The organism is Variovorax paradoxus, assembly GCA_016806145.1.
In the GTDB taxonomy this organism is placed as follows: Bacteria; Pseudomonadota; Gammaproteobacteria; order Burkholderiales; family Burkholderiaceae_C; genus Variovorax.
On the sequence record CP063166.1, the window covers coordinates 4723095 to 4741797 of the forward strand.

The window sequence follows — 18703 nt, forward strand, 5'->3', positions numbered from 1 at the left end:
CGTCCTGCTGTCGCCGCGACAGGAGGTAAAGACCATGAAGCAAGTGAAGCATTGGCAAGACCCGGTCAACGCCGTCCTCGGCGTCTGGCTGATCGTCTCGCCCTGGGTCCTGGGATTCCAGGGCCATGCGCCCGCCATGTGGGGCGCGATCGGTACCGGCCTCGTGCTCGGTGCCGTGGCACTGGGCGCGACCTTCGTGCCGCAGGCCTGGGAGGAGTGGACCGAGGTCGCGCTCGCGGTCTGGCTCGCGGTGTCGCCGTGGGTGCTGGGCTTCGACGCGCTCGAGGTGGCGCTGGTCAACGCGGTGCTCGTGGCCGCGGCGATCCTGGTGCTGGCGCTGTGGGTGCTGGTGACCGACAAGGACTATCTGGGCGGCATGACGGACCGCCCGGCCCATTGAAGGCCTGAAGGTCCTGCTCTCGAACGCCGCCGGCCGCCGGATCGTGCGCGGCGGCGACTCCAGGGACGCGCGCGATGCCGCGTGCGTCCGCGATCCTTCTTCCCGATTCGCCTTGGCCGACGCGATCAGCGCGCGGCCGGCTGCGTGCCCGCGTCCGCGAGCCACTCGGCCTGCCAGCCGCCGCCGAGCGCCTGGATCAGCGCGATCGCCGACGACTGGCGGTTGACCTGCAGCTGCACCAGCGAGCGCCGCGCGTTGAGCGCGGCGACCTGCGCGGTCACGACCTCGGTGTAGCCGACCTGCGCCGCGCGGTAGCGGTTGAGCAGCTGCTGCTCGGTCTTGTCGGCCGCGGCCGAGGCCTCGCGCCGCAGGCCCTCCTGCTGGGCCAGCGTGGCGCCCGCGCTGAGCTGGTCCTCGACCGCCTGGAAGGCCGTCAGCACGGTCTGGCGGTAGCGCGCCACGGCCGCTTCGTGGCTGGCCCTGGCCGCGTCGACGTTGGCGCCGATGGCGCCCGCGTCGAACACCACCTGCGCCACCGACAGCCCGAGCGCCCACAGCGTGTTCGAGGCATTGAACAGGTCCTTGACCTTGCTCGCGTTGCTGCCCACCGAGGCATTGAGGCCGAAGTTCGGGAAGTAGGCCGCGCGCGCGATGCCGATCTGCGCATTGGCCGCGGCCACCGAGCGCTCGGCGGCCGCGATGTCGGGCCGGCGCTGCAGCAGCGTCGAGGGCACGCCGGTCGGCACGCCCGGCACGGTCGGCGTCCATTTCGCGGCCGGCAGGCCGAAGTCGGCCGGCGCCGCGCCCACCAGCACCGCGATCGCATGCTCGTAGGTGGCGCGCGTGCGCTGCAGACCGACGCGGTCGGCGCGCGCGTTCACGAGCTGGGTCTGCGCCTGCAGCACGTCGGTCTGCGCGGCGATGCCGGCCTGGTAGCGGTTGTTGGTGATCTCGTAGGCGCGCTGGTAGCCCTCGATGGTCTCGTCGAGCAGCACCATCTCGGCATCGGCCTCGCGCAGCGAGAAGTAGTTGGTGGCCAGCTCGCCGACCGCCGACAGCCGCGCGGCCGCGAGGTCGGCCTCGCTGGCCTGCGCATTGGCCTGCGCGCTGCTGACCGCCGCGCGCAGCCGGCCCCAGACGTCGGGCGACCAGTCGGCCGCGAGCGTGGCCGAGAAGGCGTTCGAGGCATTGCTGTCGCCGCCGGTGTTGCCGCTGCGCCTGCCGTTGCCGCTCAGCGAGACCGAGGGGAACAGCGCCGCGCGCTCGCCGCGCACCAGGGCCTGGGCCTGCGCGTAGTTGGCGACCGCGGCCGCGATGTTCTGGTTCGACACCTGCACCCGGCCCGCGAGCTCGTCGAGCACCGGATCGCCGAAGAGCTTCCACCATTCGCCGCGCTCGAGCGTGTCGGCCGGCGCGGCCGGCAGCCAGCCCTCGGCGGTCTTCTGTTCCTTCCAGCCCGCGGGCGACACGGCGGCGGGCACCTGGTAGGCCGGTCCGACGGCGCAGCCCACGAGCAGCGCGGCGAGCGTCGCGGCCAGCGCGATGCGCTGCGGAAAGAAAGGAGTCTGGAACAGGAAGGCGGGCATTCTTCGGACGGCGCGTGCGGGCCGTGGTGTCGTTGTCGTTGCGGTCATGGCTGGACCTCCATCGTGCGGCTCAGGTGGCTCTCGTCGGCGCCGCGGCGGCGCAGCTTGTCGAGCAGCAGGTAGACCACCGGCGTGGTCAGCAGGGTCAGCACCTGGCTGGCGATCAGGCCGCCGATGATCGCCACGCCCAGCGGCCGGCGCAGCTCGGCGCCCTCGCCGAAGCCGATCGCCAGCGGCAGCGCGCCGAGCGCAGCCGCCAGCGTGGTCATGAGGATCGGGCGGAAGCGCAGCAGGCAGGCCTCGCGCACCGCCTCGAGCGGGCTCAGGCCGCGCGAGCGCTCGGCCTCGAGCGCGAAGTCGATGATCAGGATGGCGTTCTTCTTCACGATGCCGATCAGCAGGAACACGCCGATCAGCGCGATGATGGAGAACTCCATGCGGAACATCAGCAGCGCCAGCACCGCGCCCACGCCGGCCGAGGGCAGGGTCGACAGCACGGTGATCGGATGCACCAGGCTCTCGTAGAGGATGCCCAGCACGATGTAGATGACCACCAGCGCGGCCAGGATCAGCATCGCCTGCTGGCCCTGCGACTGCTGCGCCGCGAGCGCCGTGCCCGCGAAGGCGCCGCGCACGTTGATCGGCATCGCGATATTGGCCTCGGCCTTGGCGATCGCCTCGCGCGCGTCGCCGAGGTTGGCGCCATCGGCCAGGTTGAACGAGATCGTGGTGGCGAGCTCGCCGTCCTCGTGGCTCACCGAGGTCGCGACCGAGCGCTCGACGAACTTCGCCACCGAGGACAGCGGCACCAGCGAGGTCGGCGTGTTGCTCAGCACGTTGCCGGTGGAGGCATTGCGCGAGCCCGCGTTGGCCGACACCGGCACCGTGGGCGTGGTGCTCGAGGCGGTCGACGCGGTGCCGGTCTTCGCACCGGTGGCCGTGTTGTTGGTGGCGACCGAGGTCGACTGGTTGGTGGTGCCGTTGGCCGCCACCTGCGTGGTCACGGTCTGGCCCGCCACCACCGAGGTGCGCGTGGCCGGCACGTAGACGTCGCGCAGCGAGTTCGGGCTGCGCGTGTAGCGCGGCGCCCATTCCATCACCACGTGGTACTGGTTGAGCTCGGTGTAGATGGTCGCCACCTGGCGCTGGCCGAAGGCGTTGTAGAGCGCGTTGTCCACCGCCTGCGAGGTCAGGCCGAGCCGGCGCGCGCTGTCGGGATCGACCTCGGCCACGGTCTCGACGCCGTTCTGGTCCTGGTCGGTGTCGATGTCCGTGAGGTTCGGCTGCAGCCGCAGCTCGTCGGCCAGCTTGCCGGCCCAGGTTCGCAGGTCGGCCAGGTTGTCGCTCTTGAGCGTGTACTGGTAGGTGGAGTTGCTCGAGCGCCCGCCCGAGCGCACGTCCTGCACCGTGTTGAGGAACACGCGCAGGCCGGTCACCTGGTTGAGCTGCGGCCGCAGCCGCGCGATCACCGCCATGCCGCTCTCGGTGCGCTGGTTCGCGGGCTTGAGGTTGACGAACATGAAGCCGCCGCCCGCGCGCGAACCGCCGATGAAGCCCGTGACGGTGTCGACCGCCGGATCGCGCCGGATGATGTCGACCACCTCGCGCAGCTTGGCCGCGAGCGCCTGCGAGGAGATGCTCTGGTCGGCGCGCAGGCCGCCGTTGAGCTGGCCGCTGTCCTGCTGCGGGAAGAAGCCCTTGGGCGCGGCGCTGAACAGGTAGACGTTGAGCCCGATCACCGCCAGCAGGATCAGCGCCACCAGCGCCTTGCTGTCGAGCGCCCAGTCGAGGCTGACCTCGTAGCGCTTGAGCACCCACTCGTAGCCGCGTTCCGACCAGCGCGCGAAGCGCCCGCGCGGCTTGGATTGGTCGGCCTCGCCGCCACGCTTGAGCAGCCACGCGCACATCATCGGCGTGGTGGTCAGCGAAATGACCAGCGAGATCATCACCGCCGCCGACAGCGTGACCGCGAACTCGCGGAACAGCCGCCCGACCTGGCCGCCCATGAACAGCAGCGGGATGAACACCGCCACCAGCGACACGCTGATCGACAGCACCGTGAAGCCCACTTCCTTGGCACCGAGCAGCGCGGCCTTCATGCGCGTCATGCCGGCCTCGATGTGGCGGCTGGTGTTCTCGAGCACCACGATCGCGTCGTCGACCACGAAGCCCGTGGCCACCGTGAGCGCCATCAGGCTCAGGTTGTTGAGGCTGAAGCCCAGCAGGTACATCACGCCGAAGGTGCCGAGCAGCGCGACCACCGTGGCCACCGCGGGCACCACCGTGGCACGCGCGCTGCGCAGGAACAGGCTGACCACCAGCACCACCAGCAGCACCGAGGCCACCAGCGTGAATTCCACTTCATGCAGCGAAGCGCGGATCGAGCTGGTGCTGTCGGAGGCCACGCGCAGCTCGACGTCGGGCGGCAGCTGCGCCTGCAGCTCGGGCAGCAGCGCGCGCACGCCATCGACGGTCTCGATGATGTTGGCCGAGGGCTGGCGCGTGATCAGCACGATCACCGCCGGCTCGCCGTTGAACAGGCCCAGCGTGCGAGTGTCCTCGACGCCGTCGTAGACCTCGGCCACGTCGGCCAGCCGCACCGCCGCGCCGTTGCGCCAGGCCACCAGCATCGAGGCGTAGTCGCTCGCGCGCAGCGCCGGCGTCTGCGTGTAGACCTGCAGCTTGCGCCCGTCGCCCTGCACCATGCCCTTGGGCCGGTTGGCGTTCGAGGCCTGGATCGCGGCGCGCACGTCCTCGGTGCTGATGCCGTAGCGGTTGAGCGCGAACGGCAGCAGCTCGATGCGCACGGCCGGCAGCGACCCGCCGCCGATCTCCACGTCGCCCACGCCGTCGACCTGCGACAGCCGCTGGCTCACGATGTTCGACACGGCGTCGTAGATCTGGCCCGGGGTCTTGGTCTTGGAGGTCAGCGCCAGGATGATGACCGGCGACGAGGCCGGGTTGGCCTTGCGGTAGGTCGGGTTGCTGCGCAGGGTGGCGGGCAGGTCGACGCGGCTCGCGTTGATCGCGGCCTGCACTTCGCGCGCGGCGCCGTCGATGTTGCGGCTGAGGTCGAACTGCAGGGTGACGCGGGTGGAGCCGACCGAGCTGGTCGAGGTCATCTCGTTGACGCCGGCGATGGTGCCCAGATGGCGTTCGAGGGGCGTGGCGACGCTCGTGGCCATGGTCTCGGGGCTGGCGCCGGGGATGGAGGCGCGGACCGAGATGACGGGGTAGTCGACTTGCGGTAGCGGGGATACCGGGAGGACGAAGAAGGCTGCTATGCCAGCCAGGGCGACGCCGATGGTCAGGAGGACTGTGCCTATGGGGCGGCGGACGAAGGGGCGGGAGAGGTTCATCTCTTGCCTCCGTCTTCTGTGTTCGACGGGTTTGCTTCTTGCTGAGGCCGTTGGCCGGGTCTCGCCCCGGCGGGCGACTCACTTTTCTTGTCTCGCCAAGAAAAGTAAGCAAAAGAAGGCGACCCCGCTGTCTGCGTCCCTCCGCTTCGCTGCGGGCAACCTGCGGTGCTCGCGTTTCGCGGGGTCTCGCAGAACTCGCTTCGCTCAAACAGCTGCGAGCCCTGATCCGCGAAACGCTGCGCTCCTCGGCGCAGCCAGAGGGGGGCGCTCGGGCCTTTGCTTCGCTCGGCCTTGGAATGCCGCTCGGGCCATCGCTTCGCTCGGCCTTGTGTTTTTCTTGTTCCCTCTCCCTCTGGGAGAGGGTTAGGGTGAGGGCACCGGGCCTCACCAAGGGTCTGACGGTATCCACCGCCCAGTGCCCTCACCCCAGCCCTCTCCCAAGGGGAGAGGGAGCAAGACAAAGGCCGAGCGAAGCGATGGCCCGAGTGGATGTCGTGTGGCCGAGCGCAGCGATGGCCCGAACCACTCCCCTCTGGCTGTGCCGAGGAGCGCAGGCGTAGGCGGGATAAGGGCCGCAGCTGTCTGAGCGCAGCGCAGCGGAGCGAGTTCTGCGGACCCCCGCCGTAGCCGAGCACCGCAGGTTGCCCGTAGCGAAGCGAAGGGACACAGACAGTGGGGTCGCCTTTTCTTTGCCTACTTTCTTTTGGCGAAGCAAAAGAAAGTAGGTCCGCCGCCGGGCGGAATTCCCGGCCGACAGCCCCCGCAGGGAACGCGCAAACAAAACCACCAAGAACCAGAGGAGAGCTCAAACCACCTCCTCCTCAACCACCCCAGACCGCCGAGCCCCACCCAACCGATCAAACGCCAAATAAATAACAGGCGTAGTGAACAAGGTGAGCAGCTGACTGACGATCAACCCCCCAAAAATAGCCAGCCCAAGGGGACGCCGCAATTCAGCACCATCGCCGAAACTGAACATCAAAGGCACAGCAGCAAACAGAGCCGCCAGCGTAGTCATCAAGATAGGCCGAAACCGCAACAGCGCCGCCTGATGAATCGCTTCCCGAGGCGACTTGCCCTCCGTGCGCTCCGCATCGATCGCAAAGTCGATCATCATGATCGCGTTCTTCTTCACGATCCCGATCAGCAGGATGATCCCGATGATCCCGATCACCCCCAGGTCGTTGCCCGTCACCATCAACGCCAGCAACGCCCCCACCCCCGCGGATGGCAAGGTCGACAGAATCGTCAGCGGATGCACGTAGCTCTCGTACAGCACCCCCAGCACGATGTACACGCACACCACCGCCGCCAGAATCAGCCACAGCTGGTTCGACAGCGACTTCTCGTAGGCCCCCGAGGCCCCGAGAAAGGTCAACGTGATGCTCTTGGGCAACCCGATCTCCTTCGCCGTCGCACGGATCGTGTCGACCGCCGACCCCAGCGCCACACCCGGCGCCGTATCGAAGTTCAGCGTGCTCGCAGGGTACTGCGCCACGTGCGTGATCTGCAGCGGCGCCTGGCGCTCGCTGATGTCCGCGATGGCCGAGAGCGGCGTCGCCGTGCCCGAGCCCGCGATCAGGTTCAGCTGCCCCAGCGTCTGCGGCGTGTTCACCATGCCGGGCTGCGCCTCGAGGATCACGCGGTACTGGTTGGTCTCGGTGAAGATGGTCGAGACGATGCGCTGGCCGAAGGCGCTGTAGAGCGCATCGTCGACCGTGCTCGCGGTGATCGACAGCCGCGCCGCGGTGTCGCGGTTCACGTTGACGAAGGCCGCCAGCCCCTGCGCGCCGGCATCGCTGCTGACGTTGCGCACCTTGTCGCCATGCTCGGCCTGCAGCTTCGCCACCAGCTGCTGCATCCAGCCGGTGATGGCGGCGCTGTCCACGCCCTCGAGCGAGGCGCGGTACTGCGTGGGGCCGGTCTCGGCGTCGATGGTCAGGTCCTGCGTGGGCTGCAGGTAGAGCGTCACGCCGGCCACGCCGCGCACGCGCTCGCGCAGGCGGTCCATCACCTCCTGCTGGTTGTCGTGGCCGCGGCGCAGGTTGATCAGCATGCTGCCGGTGTGCAGCATGGTGTTGTTGGCGGCGTCGACGCCGACGAAGGAACTGAGGTTCTCGACGTCGGGGTCGGCCAGCACGGCGCGCGCGGCCTGCTGCTGCAGCTGCGACATGCGGTCGAACGAGACGTCCTGCGCGGCCTCGATGCGCGCCTGCAGCTGGCCCGTGTCCTGGGTCGGGAACAGGCCCTTGGGGATCGAGAGGTAGAGCGCCACCGTCAGCAGCAGGGTGAGCAGCGCGACCAGCAGCGTCAGCGCCTGATGCTCGATGACCCAGTGCAGCGAGCGGTCGTAGCGCGTCATCACGCCGTCGAAGAAGCGCTGCGCGCGCGCGGCGATGCCGTGGCTGGCGGGGTCGCGCTTGGGTTCGTGCTTGAGCCAGCGCGCCGACATCATCGGCACCAGCGTGAGCGACACCACGGCCGAGATCAGGATCGTGATCGCCAGCGTGACCGCGAACTCGCGGAACAGCCGGCCGACCACGTCGCCCATGAACAGCAGCGGGATCAGCACCGCGATCAGCGACACCGTCAGCGAGATGATGGTGAAGCCGATCTGCGTGGCGCCCTTGAATGCGGCCTGCAGCGGCTTCTCGCCCTCCTCGATGTAGCGCGCGATGTTCTCGATCATCACGATCGCGTCGTCCACCACGAAGCCGGTGGCGATGGTCAGCGCCATCAGGCTCAGGTTGTTGAGGCTGTAGCCCAGCAGGTACATCAGGCCGAAGGTGCCGATCAGCGAGATCGGCACCGCGATGCTGGCGATGACGGTGGCGCGCAGGCTGCCGAGGAAGGCGAAGATCACCAGCACCACCAGCACGACGGCGAGCACCAGCTCCATCTGCACGTGCTCGACCGACGAGCGGATGCCGGCCGTGCGGTCGCTCAGCACCTCGACCTTCAGGCCCGCGGGCATGCCGGCCTGCAGCTCGGGCAGCTGCGCCTTGATGGCGTTGACGGTGGCGATCACATTGGCGCCGGGCTGGCGCTGCACGTTGAGGATGATCGCGGGCGTGAGCGTGCCTTCGGCATCGCCGGCGGCCTTGGTGCCGGCCCAGGCGCCGAGCTGGTTGTTCTCGGCGCTGTTGACCACGCGCGCCACGTCGACCATGCGGATCGGCGCGCCGTTCTTGTACGAGACGATCAGGTTCTTGTAGTCGTCGACCGTGAGCAGCTGGTCGTTCGAGTTGATGGTGTAGGCGCGCTTGGGGCCGTCGAAGCTGCCCTTGGCGCCGTTGGAGTTGGCCGCGCTGATCGCGGTGCGCAGCGCGTCGAGGCCGATGCCGTTGGCCGCCAGTGCCTGGGTGTTGGCCTGGATGCGCACCGCGGGCCGCTGGCCGCCGCTGAGCGACACCAGCCCCACGCCCGAGACCTGGCTGATCTTCTGCGCGAGCCGCGTGTTGACGAGGTTCTGCACCTCGGTCAGCGGCAGGGTGTCGGAGGTGATCGCCAGCGTGAGCACCGGCGCGTCGGCCGGGTTGACCTTGGCATAGACCGGCGGCGCCGGCAGGTCGGCCGGCAGCAGCGAGCCGCCGGCGTTGATCGCGGCCTGCACCTCCTGCTCGGCCACGTCGAGCGTCTGGCCCAGCGTGAACTGCAGCGTGATGATCGACACGCCCGCCGCGCTGGTGGAGCTCATGCGGTCGAGCCCCGACATCTGGCCGAACTGGCGTTCGAGCGGCGCGGTGACGGTGTTGCTCATCACCTCGGGGCTGGCGCCCGGGTAGAGCGTCTGGACCTGGATCGTCGGGTAGTCGACCTGCGGCAGCGCCGACAGCGGCAGGAAGCGGAACGCCACCAGGCCGGCCAGCACGATGGCGACCATCAGCAGCGAGGTCGCCACCGGCCGCAGGATGAACGGGCGTGAAGGGCTCATGGATTCAATTCGTCGTCGAGGGCGCTGCGGGCGGCGCGGCGGGAGATGCCGAGGCGGAGGGCCGGCGCGTCATTGGCCTTGCGGCGCCTGGCGGCGGCCTTCGCCCTGCCCGCCCTGGCCACCCTGGCCCTGGCGTTCGGCCATGCGCTGCCAGCGTTCGAGCGCGGCGGGGTCGCCACGGTCGAGCTGTTCGAGGAAGCGCTTGCGGCGCTCGAGCTGTTCGGGATCGTCCTTGGCGGCGTCGAGCATGCGCTGGCGCTGCTCGGCGGTGGGGAGCCTGGGGGCCGCGGCGGCGGCGCGGCGGCGGGTGCGGCCGGCTGGGCGCCGGTGGCGGGTGCGGCCGGCGGGGCCGTTGCGGGAGCGGCGGGTGCCGTGCCCGGCGCGGGCGCGGCGTTGCCACCGGCCGGTGCCTGACCGCCCTGGCCGCCATGCGCGCCCTGCCCGCCCTGCGCGCCCTGGGCACCGCCCTGCGCACCTTCGCGCTGGCGCCGCCCGCCGCGTTGCTGCCCATTGGCGGCGGCGCCGGGCGCGACCGCGGGCCGGTCGGCCTGGGTCTGCACGCGCGCGCCGTCCTTCAGGCGGTCGCCGCCCTCGGTCACGACCACCTCGCCGGCATTGAGGCCGGCGGTCACCGCGATGTTGTCGACGCTCGATTCGCCGCGCGTCACCACGCGCTGCGACACCGTGTTGTCGGCGTTCAGCACGTAGACGTAGTCGCCGTTGGGGCCGTTGCGCATCGCCGTCACCGGCACCACCACGGCGCTGGTCACGGTGCGCAGCAGCAGGCGCAGGTTGACGAACTGGTTCGGGAACAGTGCGCCGTCGGCATTGACGAAGCGCGCCTTGGCCTTGACCGTGCCGGTCTGGGTGTCGACCAGGTTGTCGAGCGTCGAGAAAGTGCCGGTGGCGAGTTGCTTGACGCGCGTGCGGTCGAAGGCGGTGGCGGGCAGCTTGGCGCCGGCGGCGAGGCGCTCCTGCACCTCGGGCACGCGGTCCTGCGGCACCGAGAACACGACGTCGATCGGCGCGATCTGGGTGATGACGGCGATGCCGCCGCTGGTGCCGGTCGAGACGTAGTTGCCCACGTCCACCGGCCGCAGGCCGATGCGGCCGCCGACCGGCGCCGCGATGCGGGTCCAGGTCAGGTTCAGCCGCGCGCTGTTCTCGTTGGCGCGGTCGATCGCGACCGTGCCCTCGAGCTGCTTGACCAGCGCGCTCTGGGTGTCGACGTCCTGGCGCGCGATCGAGTCCTGGCCCAGCAGGGTCTGGTAGCGCTGCAGGGTGACGCGCGCCGCGGCGAGCTGCGCCTCGTCGCGCTGGCGCGCGCCGGTGGCCTGGGCCAGCGCGTTCTCGTAGGGCTGCGGGTCGATGGTGGCGAGCACGTCGCCCTTCTTGACCATCTGCCCTTCCTGGAACAGCACCTGCGTGAGCACGCCCGAGACCTGCGGCTGCACCGTGACGTTGGCCAGCGGCGTGACGGTGCCGAGCGCCTCGAGCTGGATCGGGATGTCGGCCTGTCGCGCGGTCGCGGTGCCGACGGTGCTGGAGGCGGCACCGCCGCCACCGCCGCGCCGCCCGCCCGGGCCACCGGGCCCGCCTGGCCCGCCGGGGCCACCCGGTCCGGCGCCGGGACCGGCTACCGGCGTCTTCGAGCGCTGCACCAGGTACCAGGCGCCCGCGCCGAGCGCCACGAGCAGGATCAGCGCGATCAGGCTGCCGAACCAGCGGCGGCGACGGACCTGGGGATGCGTGGGCGACACGGTGGCCGGCAGGGGTTCGGGAGGCGTTTGGGGATCCATGGGAGAGAGAAGAGAGCCTGATCGGGTGCGGCCTAGAGTACAGCGCCAAAAGGTGTATGCAGAGTTTGCTGTGCCGTAAACGGGCGGTAAAGCTCGCGTTCCCCCGCTTGCCGCAGGAGGGCGCGCCGTCCTCGCGTCGCTCGAAGCCTCGCGCATTTCGCGCCGCCCGCAGGCACTTCGCGCCGCCGGCGTCGCATTTCATCGCAACACCGTGGCAGTCCCGCGAACGGGCCGGCACAGTCCGCTCCAACGCCACCGGGCCGCGATCCTTTCTCCCGAACCCTTCATCCACCTTCCAACCCCTCAACCGATCCAGGAGTCCTCCCATGCTGATCCAGATCCTTCTTCACACGCCCAAGTGGGTGTTCGCCGTCTTCGCGCTGCTGGTCTGGCTCGGCAGCAAGCAGCTGCTGTCGGGCAGCGTGGGCCTGACGCGCATCACGCTGATGCCGATCGCGATGGGCGCGCTGTCGCTGATGGGCGTGGCCTCGGCCTTCGGCGATTCGCTCGGCGCCCTGCTCGGCTGGGCCGCCGCCGCGGCCGTGATGATCGCGCTGGTGCTGCGGCGCCCGCTGCCCGCGAGCACCCGCTACGACGCGGCCGAGCGCCGCTTCCACCTGGCCGGCAGCGCGGTGCCGCTGGCGCTGATGATGGGCATCTTCTTCACCAAGTACGTGGTCGGCGTGGCGCTGGTCATGCACCCCGAGCTGCGCCACGACAGCGTGTTCGCGGTCGCGATTCCCGTGCTCTATGGCGCCTTCAGCGGCATCTTCGCGGCCCGCGCCCTGCGCCTGTGGAAGCTGGCGATCGCCACCGACGCCATGGCCAGCCGGGCCGGCGCCGCCTAAGATCGCCGCCGTCCATCCCTCCGACTGCAGGAAGCGCCATGTCCGTCCTCGTGCTGATCCTCAAGATCTCGGTGTCCGTGGTGCTGATCGCCTCGCTGGCCGAAGCGCTGGTGCTCTCGTGGCGCAACGGCTGGCGCAGCTACGACTGGAAGGCGGCCGGCATCTCGGTGTTCGACTTCCTGGTGCGCGAGTACCCGCTGCGCTGGCTGCTGCCGCTGGCCTTCTGGGTCGGCGCCATGGACTGGCTCTACGCGCACCGCCTCCTCACCCTGCCGATGGACCATTGGACCGGCTGGGCCGCCTGCTTCATCGGCCAGGAGTTCTGCTACTACTGGTACCACCGCGCCGCGCACCGGGTGCGCTGGTTCTGGTGCACCCATGCGATCCACCACTCGCCCAACGAGCTGAACCTGTCGGCCGCCTACCGTTTCGGCTGGACCGGCAAGCTCACCGGCACGCTGGCCTTCTTCATGCTGGCGCCGCTGCTGGGCATGCCGCCGCGCGTGGTGCTGATCATGCTGACCCTGAACCTGCTCTACCAGTTCTGGATCCACGCCACCTGGATCCCGAAGCTCGGGCCGCTCGAATGGGTGCTCAACACGCCCTCGGCGCACCGCGTGCACCATGCCTCGAACCTCGAGTACCTCGACGGCAACTACGGCGGCGTGCTGATCGTGTTCGACCGCCTGTTCGGCACCTACATCCCCGAGCGCGCCGACTTGCCCTGCCGCTACGGCCTCGTGAAGCCGATCACCTCGTACAACCTGCTCGAGATCGAGTTCAGCCAATGGCGCGCGCTGTTCCGTGACCTGGCCTCGGCCCGCTCGGTGCGCGCCTTCGTCGGCTACCTGGTGAAGCCGCCGGGCTGGAACCCCGACGGGCCCGGCGAGACCACCGAGGAGCTGCGCCGCCGCGCGGCCGTCGAGGCCCCGGCACCCGCCGCCGCCCCCACCACCGATTTCATTCCCGTCCAGATCAAGGAGCTGTCATGAACACGTCCTCGTCCCCCACCCCCGCAGAACTCGAGAAGCGCGCCCGCCGCCGCGCCGGCGCCAAGATGGGCTGGTACATCCATGCCTTCGTCTACGTGCTGGTCAACCTCGGACTGGTCGCGCTGTCGGCCTCCAGGGGCCACACCTGGGCCGTCTATCCGCTGATGGGCTGGGGCCTGGGCCTGCTGGTGCATGGGGCCGTGATCTGGTTCATCGCGCCGGGCGGCGACTTCTACGAGCGCCTGGTCGAACGCGAGCGCCGCGCGCTGGCCGCCGGGGAGCGCCGTTGAGCCAGGCCCCTGCCGCCGCCCGCCCCAGGTTCGGCACCGAGAACCTGCGCGACCTGCTGCGGCACGGGCTGATCACCGCCGTCTTCTGCTGCCTGATCGCGGCCGCGCTCAGCATCTCGAGCGGCCGCAGTTGGGTCGACCACATGGTCTATTCGATGTCGATCGGCCTGATCAGCTGGCTGTGCATCGACGGCGGCCGGCTGCTGATGAGCGGCCACCGCGAAGTGCTCTGGCCGCATGGCCCGCAGAGCATCGCGCTGATCGGCTTCGGCGTGACCGCCGGCTTCCTGCTCGGCAACCTGATCGGCGACGCCTGGAGCGGCGCGCCCCTGCTCGACTTCCTCGACTACCGCGGCCACAAGCTGGCGACCACGCTCACCATCACGCTGGTCGCCACCGCCGGCGCCTGCTTCTTCTTCTACAGCCTCGGCAAGAGCAAGCACCTGCAGGGGCAGATTGAGCGCGCCCGGCGCGACGCCACCGAGGCGCGGCTCAAGCTGCTCGAAACCCAGCTCGAGCCGCACATGCTGTTCAACACGCTGGCCAACCTGCGGGTGCTGATCACGCTCGATCCGCCGCGCGCCGTGGCCATGCTCGACCGGCTCAATAGCTACCTGCGCGTCACCCTCAGCGGCTCGCGCGCGCTCGCGCATCCGCTGGGGGCCGAGTTCGACCGGCTGGCCGACTACCTCGAGCTGATGTCGGTGCGCATGGGCGAGCGGCTGCGCTACTCGCTCGAGCTGCCGGCCGAGCTGCGCGAGGTGCCGGTGCCGCCGCTGTTGCTGCAGCCGCTGGTGGAGAACAGCATCCGCCACGGCCTCGAGCCCAAGGTCGAGGGCGGCGAGATCGCGGTGCGCGCGCGCCGCGAGGGCGACCTGCTGGTGATCGAACTCAGCGACACCGGCATCGGGCTCGATGCCGCGTCGCCGTCGACGTCGCGGGACGGCGGCGGCTTCGGCCTCGAACAGGTGCGCGAACGGCTGACCACGGTCTACGGCCCGCGCGCCGCCCTGGCGCTCGCGCCCGGCGAGCACACCGGCACCCGCGCCACCTTGCGCTTTCCGCTGCAGGCTTCCTCCACCGGCGACGCGCCGGCCGCTTCCCACACGCCATGAACACTCCCACCGCCCTGATCGCCGAGGACGAACCGCTGCTCGCGCAGGCCCTGAAGGCCGAACTGGCCGCCGCCTGGCCCGAACTGAAGATCGCCGCCATCGCGGGCGACGGCCGCAGCGCCGTGCGCGAGGCGCTGCGGCTGCTGCCGCAGGTGCTGTTCTTCGACATCCGCATGCCGGGCCTCGACGGCCTGGGCGCCGCCACCGAGCTGGCCGACGCCTGGCCCACGGACGAGGCGCCGATGCCGCAGCTGGTCTTCGTGACCGCCTACGACGAGTACGCGGCCCGCGCCTTCGAGGCCCAGGCGATCGACTACGTGTTGAAGCCCGTGCAGGCCGAGCGGCTGCGCAAGACGGTGGCGCGGCTGAAACAGGCGCTGGCCGCACGGCCGGCGGCCGAAACGCCGGCCGACGAGGCGCTGGACCGCACGCTGGCGCGCTGGCGCGAGGTGCTGGCCGCCGCGGGCGGCGCCGGCGCGCCGCTGCCGGAATCGCCGGCCGCGCCGCTGCGCATGATCGCCGCCAGCGATGCCGGCGGCAGCACGGTGCGCATGGTGCCGATCGACGAGGTGCTGTATTTCGAGGCCGCCGACAAGTACCTGCGGGTGCTGACCGCCGACCACGAATACCTGATCCGCACGCCGCTCAAGCAGTTGTTGCCGCAGCTCGATGCGCAGACCTTCTGGCAGGTGCACCGGGCGGTGGTGGTGCGCGCCTCGGCCATCGAGGCGGTGCACCGCGACGAAGCCGGCAAACTCGCCCTCGACCTGCGCGGGCGGCCCGAGCGGATTCCGGTCAGCCGGCTCTACGCCCATCTATTTCGCGCCATGTGAAATCCGGGCCGATGCATCGCCCAAAGAAAAAGCCGGTTCCGAGGAACCGGCTTTTTCATTTGCTCACATTCAGCGTGGCATCTCAGCGCCAGTGGCCGTGGCCATGACCGCGGTAGTAGCCGCGACCGTAGTAGCGCGGGCCGTAGTAGGCCGGCGGCGCGTAGTACACCGGGGCCGGACGGTAATAGACCGGCGGCGGCGGGCGGTAGTACACCGGCGGCGGCGGCGCGTAGTAGACCGGGGCCGGCGGCGCATAGACCGGTGCCGGGTAGTAGGCGGGAGCGCCCACCCCCACCGCCACGCCGGGCACGCCGACACCGATGGACCAGCTCACGTCGCCGCGAGCGCTGGCCGAGGTGGCCGCGAACAGGGCACCGGCGGCGACGACGCCTGCGGCGGCCCACTTGAAGAAGGTAGAACGGGTGACGCTCATGATGTTGGACTCCTTGTAGAGAAGGCATTCACTGCCCATGTACGTATTGAACGCGCCAAATGCAAAGTGGTTGCCCGCCGCATTGTGAAGAGCGTTGCCAAAGGTAACCTGAAGATCCCCCTAATTAGAATGCGTCGATGACCTCCCCGACCGACAAAGACGTCGCAAAAACACCCGCCGCACCCAGCAATTTCCTGCGCCACGTGATCGAAAACGACCTCGCCCAGGGCGCCTACACCGGCCGCCGCTGGGGCGGGGCCCCGGGCGATGCCGAACACCACGCCCATGGCATGAACGACCCGGCCCGGGTCCGCCTGCGCTTTCCGCCCGAACCCAACGGCTACCTGCACATCGGCCACGCCAAGAGCATCTGGCTGAATTTCGAGCTGGCGCGCGAGTACGGCGGCGTCTGCCACCTGCGTTTCGACGACACCAACCCCGAGAAGGAAGAGCAGGAATACGTCGACTCGATCCGCGACGCCGTGGAATGGCTCGGCTACGAGACCTACCTGGCCGACCGCCCCAGCGCCCCCGGCGTGATGCAGCCGCACGAGTACTTCGCGAGCGACTACTTCGACTTCATGTACCGCGCGGCCGAATACCTGATCGGCGCCGGCCTGGCCTACGTCGACGAGCAGTCGGCCGAGGAAGTGCGCGCCAACCGCGGCGACTTCGGCAAGCCCGGCACCGACAGCCCCTACCGCACCCGCACGCCCGAGGAGAACCTCGCGCGCTTCCGCGCGATGCGCGACGGCCAGCTCGCCGACGGCGCCGCCACCCTGCGCGCCAAGATCGACATGGCGAGCCCCAACATCAACATGCGCGACCCGGCGCTCTACCGCATCCGCCGGGCCACGCACCACAACACCGGCGACAAGTGGTGCATCTACCCGATGTACACCTACGCGCATCCGATCGAGGACGCGCTCGAGCAGATCACCCACAGCATCTGCACGCTCGAGTTCGAGGACCAGCGCCCGTTCTACGACTGGCTGCTCGACCGCCTCGCCGAAGGCGGCCTGATCGCCAGCCCGCATCCGCGCCAGTACGAATTCGCGCGGCTCAACGTGACGCACGTGCTCACCAGCAAGCGCAAGCTGCGCCAGCTGGTCGAGGAAAAACACGTCGACGGCTGGGACGACCCGCGCATGCCCACGCTGGCCGGCCTGCGCCGCCGCGGCTACACGCCCGAAGCGCTGCGCCTGTTCTGCGAACGCAGCGGCACCACCAAGTCGGGCGGCTGGATCGACTACGCCGCGCTCGAGGCCGCGCTGCGCGACACCCTCGACCCCGTGGCGCCGCGCGCGATGGCGGTGCTCGACCCGGTCAAGCTGGTGATCACGAACTGGGGCGAGCTGATGGGCGGCCCCGACAAAGATGAAAGCGCGCTCGACGACTGCTCGGCGCCGATCCATCCGCACCATCCCGAACTCGGCAAGCGCGCCTTCAAGCTGGGCCGCGAGGTCTGGATCGAGCGCACCGACTACGAGGACGTGCAGCCCAAGGGCTTCTTCCGCCTGTTCCCCGGCAACAAGGTGCGGCTCAAGTACGGCCACGTCATCGAGTGCACCGGCGCCACGCGCGACGCCGAGGGCAAGCTGATCGAGGTGCAGGCGAAGCTGGTGCCCGACACCAAGAGCGGCACCCCGGGCGCCGACGCGATCAAGGTCAAGGGCAACATCACCTGGGTGGCCGTGGCAGACGCGGTGCAGGCCGAGGTGCGGCTCTACGAGCGGCTGTTCTCCGAAGCCAATCCGGGCGGCGGCGAACTGCTCGAGGAGCTCAACCGCCACAGCCTCGAGGTCTGCTCCGCCTATGTGGAGCCCTCGCTCGCCGACGCGAAGCCCGAAGCGGCCTTCCAGTTCGAGCGCCACGGCTACTTCGTGCTCGACGCCAAGGCGGCCGCCGCCGGACAGCGCGTGTTCAACCGCGCGGCGGGCATGCGCGACAGCTGGGGCAAGTAGGCCCCGGCGCTCTCGCCGCACCACGAACCGGGGCCGCGCGCCCCGGTTTTTCATGGTGCTTTCCGACAATCGGGCGCGGGCCATGACGCCACAATGCGGCCCATGTCACGCATCCTTCACGCTCCGCTCTCCGGCCGCCGCACGCTCCTGCTCGGCACCGCCGCCCTGCTCGCCCTGCCCGCCTCCGCGGCGACCAGGAAGTCCGGCGCCGCCAAGCCCCAGCCGCCCGAGGTCTGGCCCCGCGCCTCCCAGGTCCCCGGCGGCGTCGCCCGCCTGTCGCTCGGCCCCGCGGCCGCGCGCCCGCTGGCCACCACCGGCGGCGACGGCAACCAGCCCGTGCTGGTGCTCGGCGACGCCATCGAATGGACCGCCCTCGTCGGCATCCCGCTCGCGGCCGAACCCGGCGAGGCCAGCATCTCGGTGCAGGCCCGCCCCGACGCCGCGCCGCGCCAGCTCGACTACTCCATCGCGCCCAAGCAGTACCGCGAGCAGCGCCTGAACGTGGCGCCGCGCACCGTCGACCTCTCGCCCGAGGACCAGGCGCGCTACGAGCGCGAGCGCGACCACCTCGCCACCGTGACCGCCACCCGCACCGAGCTGCGCCCCGATGCCGCGCTGCAGATGCGCGTGCCGGTGCCCGGCCGGCGCTCGAGTTCCTTCGGCCTGCGCCGCGTCTTCAACGGCCAGTCGCGCAATCCCCACAGCGGCATGGACATCGCGGCCGGCACCGGCACCCCGGTGCTCGCGCCGCTGCCGGGCAAGGTCATCGACACCGGCGACTACTTCTTCAATGGCGGCACCGTCTGGCTCGACCATGGCGGCGGCCTGCTGACCATGTACTGCCACCTGAGCCGCGTCGACGTGAAGGTCGGCGACGTGCTCCAGACCGGCGAGAAGCTCGCCGCGGTCGGCGCCACCGGCCGCGTGACCGGCCCGCACCTGCACTGGTCGGTGATGCTCAACCGCGCGATGGTCGATCCGGCGCTGTTCATTTCCGCCTGAGCGTTGCGCCGGCACCTCGCCGGCGGCCCGGGCCGGGGCCCCTCTGTTGGCAAGGCGCCCAACGCAAGTAACAATTCGTTTGCAGACCGCGCGCCGGGAGGCCCCATCTCGGGGACGCGCGCCGGTCCCGCTTCACTTGCACCAGCCC

General features: G+C 70.2%; 12 protein-coding genes and 1 pseudogene. 8 read left to right on the forward strand and 5 right to left on the reverse strand.

Going from position 1 to position 18703, the window contains the following annotated elements; translation table 11 throughout:
* The first annotated feature begins 34 nt into the window (after positions 1-34).
* Positions 35-400, forward strand: a complete 366-nt coding sequence (locus INQ48_22055) for an SPW repeat protein (protein QRF56041.1) — start codon at positions 35-37, stop codon at positions 398-400.
* Positions 401-525: 125 nt separating this feature from the next.
* On the opposite strand, the gene INQ48_22060 is transcribed toward INQ48_22055, so the two are convergent.
* From INQ48_22060 to INQ48_22075, 4 genes and pseudogenes are all read right to left on the reverse strand, one after another.
* Positions 526-2034: an efflux transporter outer membrane subunit gene (locus INQ48_22060; GenBank protein ID QRF56042.1), complete on the reverse strand. Its 1509-nt coding sequence runs from the start codon at positions 2032-2034 to the stop codon at positions 526-528.
* On the reverse strand, positions 2031-5345 hold the full coding sequence (locus INQ48_22065; GenBank protein QRF56043.1) for an efflux RND transporter permease subunit: 3315 nt from the start codon (positions 5343-5345) through the stop codon (positions 2031-2033). Before INQ48_22065 ends, INQ48_22060 begins: the two co-directional genes overlap by 4 nt.
* An 805-nt stretch (positions 5346-6150) precedes the next feature.
* On the reverse strand, positions 6151-9279 hold the full coding sequence (locus INQ48_22070) for an efflux RND transporter permease subunit (GenBank protein QRF56044.1): 3129 nt from the start codon (positions 9277-9279) through the stop codon (positions 6151-6153).
* 69 nt (positions 9280-9348) lie between these two features.
* A pseudogene (locus tag INQ48_22075) lies at positions 9349-11078 on the reverse strand (efflux RND transporter periplasmic adaptor subunit).
* Positions 11079-11404: 326 nt separating this feature from the next.
* Here INQ48_22075 and INQ48_22080 point away from each other — a divergent pair.
* The 5 genes from INQ48_22080 to INQ48_22100 are packed head-to-tail and all read left to right on the forward strand — an operon-like array spanning position 11405 to position 15156.
* Positions 11405-11926 carry a hypothetical protein gene (locus INQ48_22080; protein ID QRF56045.1) on the forward strand — a complete coding sequence of 174 codons (522 nt, stop codon included), beginning with the start codon at positions 11405-11407 and terminating at the stop codon, positions 11924-11926.
* Positions 11927-11964: 38 nt separating this feature from the next.
* Positions 11965-12918, forward strand: a complete 954-nt coding sequence (locus tag INQ48_22085; GenBank protein QRF56046.1) for a sterol desaturase family protein — start codon at positions 11965-11967, stop codon at positions 12916-12918.
* Positions 12915-13208: a 2TM domain-containing protein gene (locus INQ48_22090; protein ID QRF56047.1), complete on the forward strand. Its 294-nt coding sequence runs from the start codon at positions 12915-12917 to the stop codon at positions 13206-13208. Before INQ48_22085 ends, INQ48_22090 begins: the two co-directional genes overlap by 4 nt.
* Positions 13209-13261: 53 nt before the next feature.
* On the forward strand, positions 13262-14323 hold the full coding sequence (locus tag INQ48_22095) for a histidine kinase (protein ID QRF60840.1): 1062 nt from the start codon (positions 13262-13264) through the stop codon (positions 14321-14323).
* On the forward strand, positions 14320-15156 hold the full coding sequence (locus tag INQ48_22100) for a response regulator transcription factor (protein ID QRF56048.1): 837 nt from the start codon (positions 14320-14322) through the stop codon (positions 15154-15156). Before INQ48_22095 ends, INQ48_22100 begins: the two co-directional genes overlap by 4 nt.
* A gap of 82 nt (positions 15157-15238) precedes the next feature.
* On the opposite strand, the gene INQ48_22105 is transcribed toward INQ48_22100, so the two are convergent.
* Positions 15239-15589: a hypothetical protein gene (locus INQ48_22105; protein QRF56049.1), complete on the reverse strand. Its 351-nt coding sequence runs from the start codon at positions 15587-15589 to the stop codon at positions 15239-15241.
* A gap of 137 nt (positions 15590-15726) precedes the next feature.
* On the opposite strand from INQ48_22105, the gene INQ48_22110 reads away from it, so the two are divergent.
* Both INQ48_22110 and INQ48_22115 read left to right on the forward strand, forming a co-directional pair.
* Positions 15727-17553 carry a glutamine--tRNA ligase/YqeY domain fusion protein gene (locus INQ48_22110; GenBank protein ID QRF56050.1) on the forward strand — a complete coding sequence of 609 codons (1827 nt, stop codon included), beginning with the start codon at positions 15727-15729 and terminating at the stop codon, positions 17551-17553.
* 93 nt (positions 17554-17646) lie between these two features.
* A complete protein-coding gene (locus tag INQ48_22115) occupies positions 17647-18555 on the forward strand; it encodes a peptidoglycan DD-metalloendopeptidase family protein (protein ID QRF56051.1) in 909 nt (302 codons plus the stop codon).
* The last annotated feature ends 148 nt before the right edge of the window (positions 18556-18703 follow it).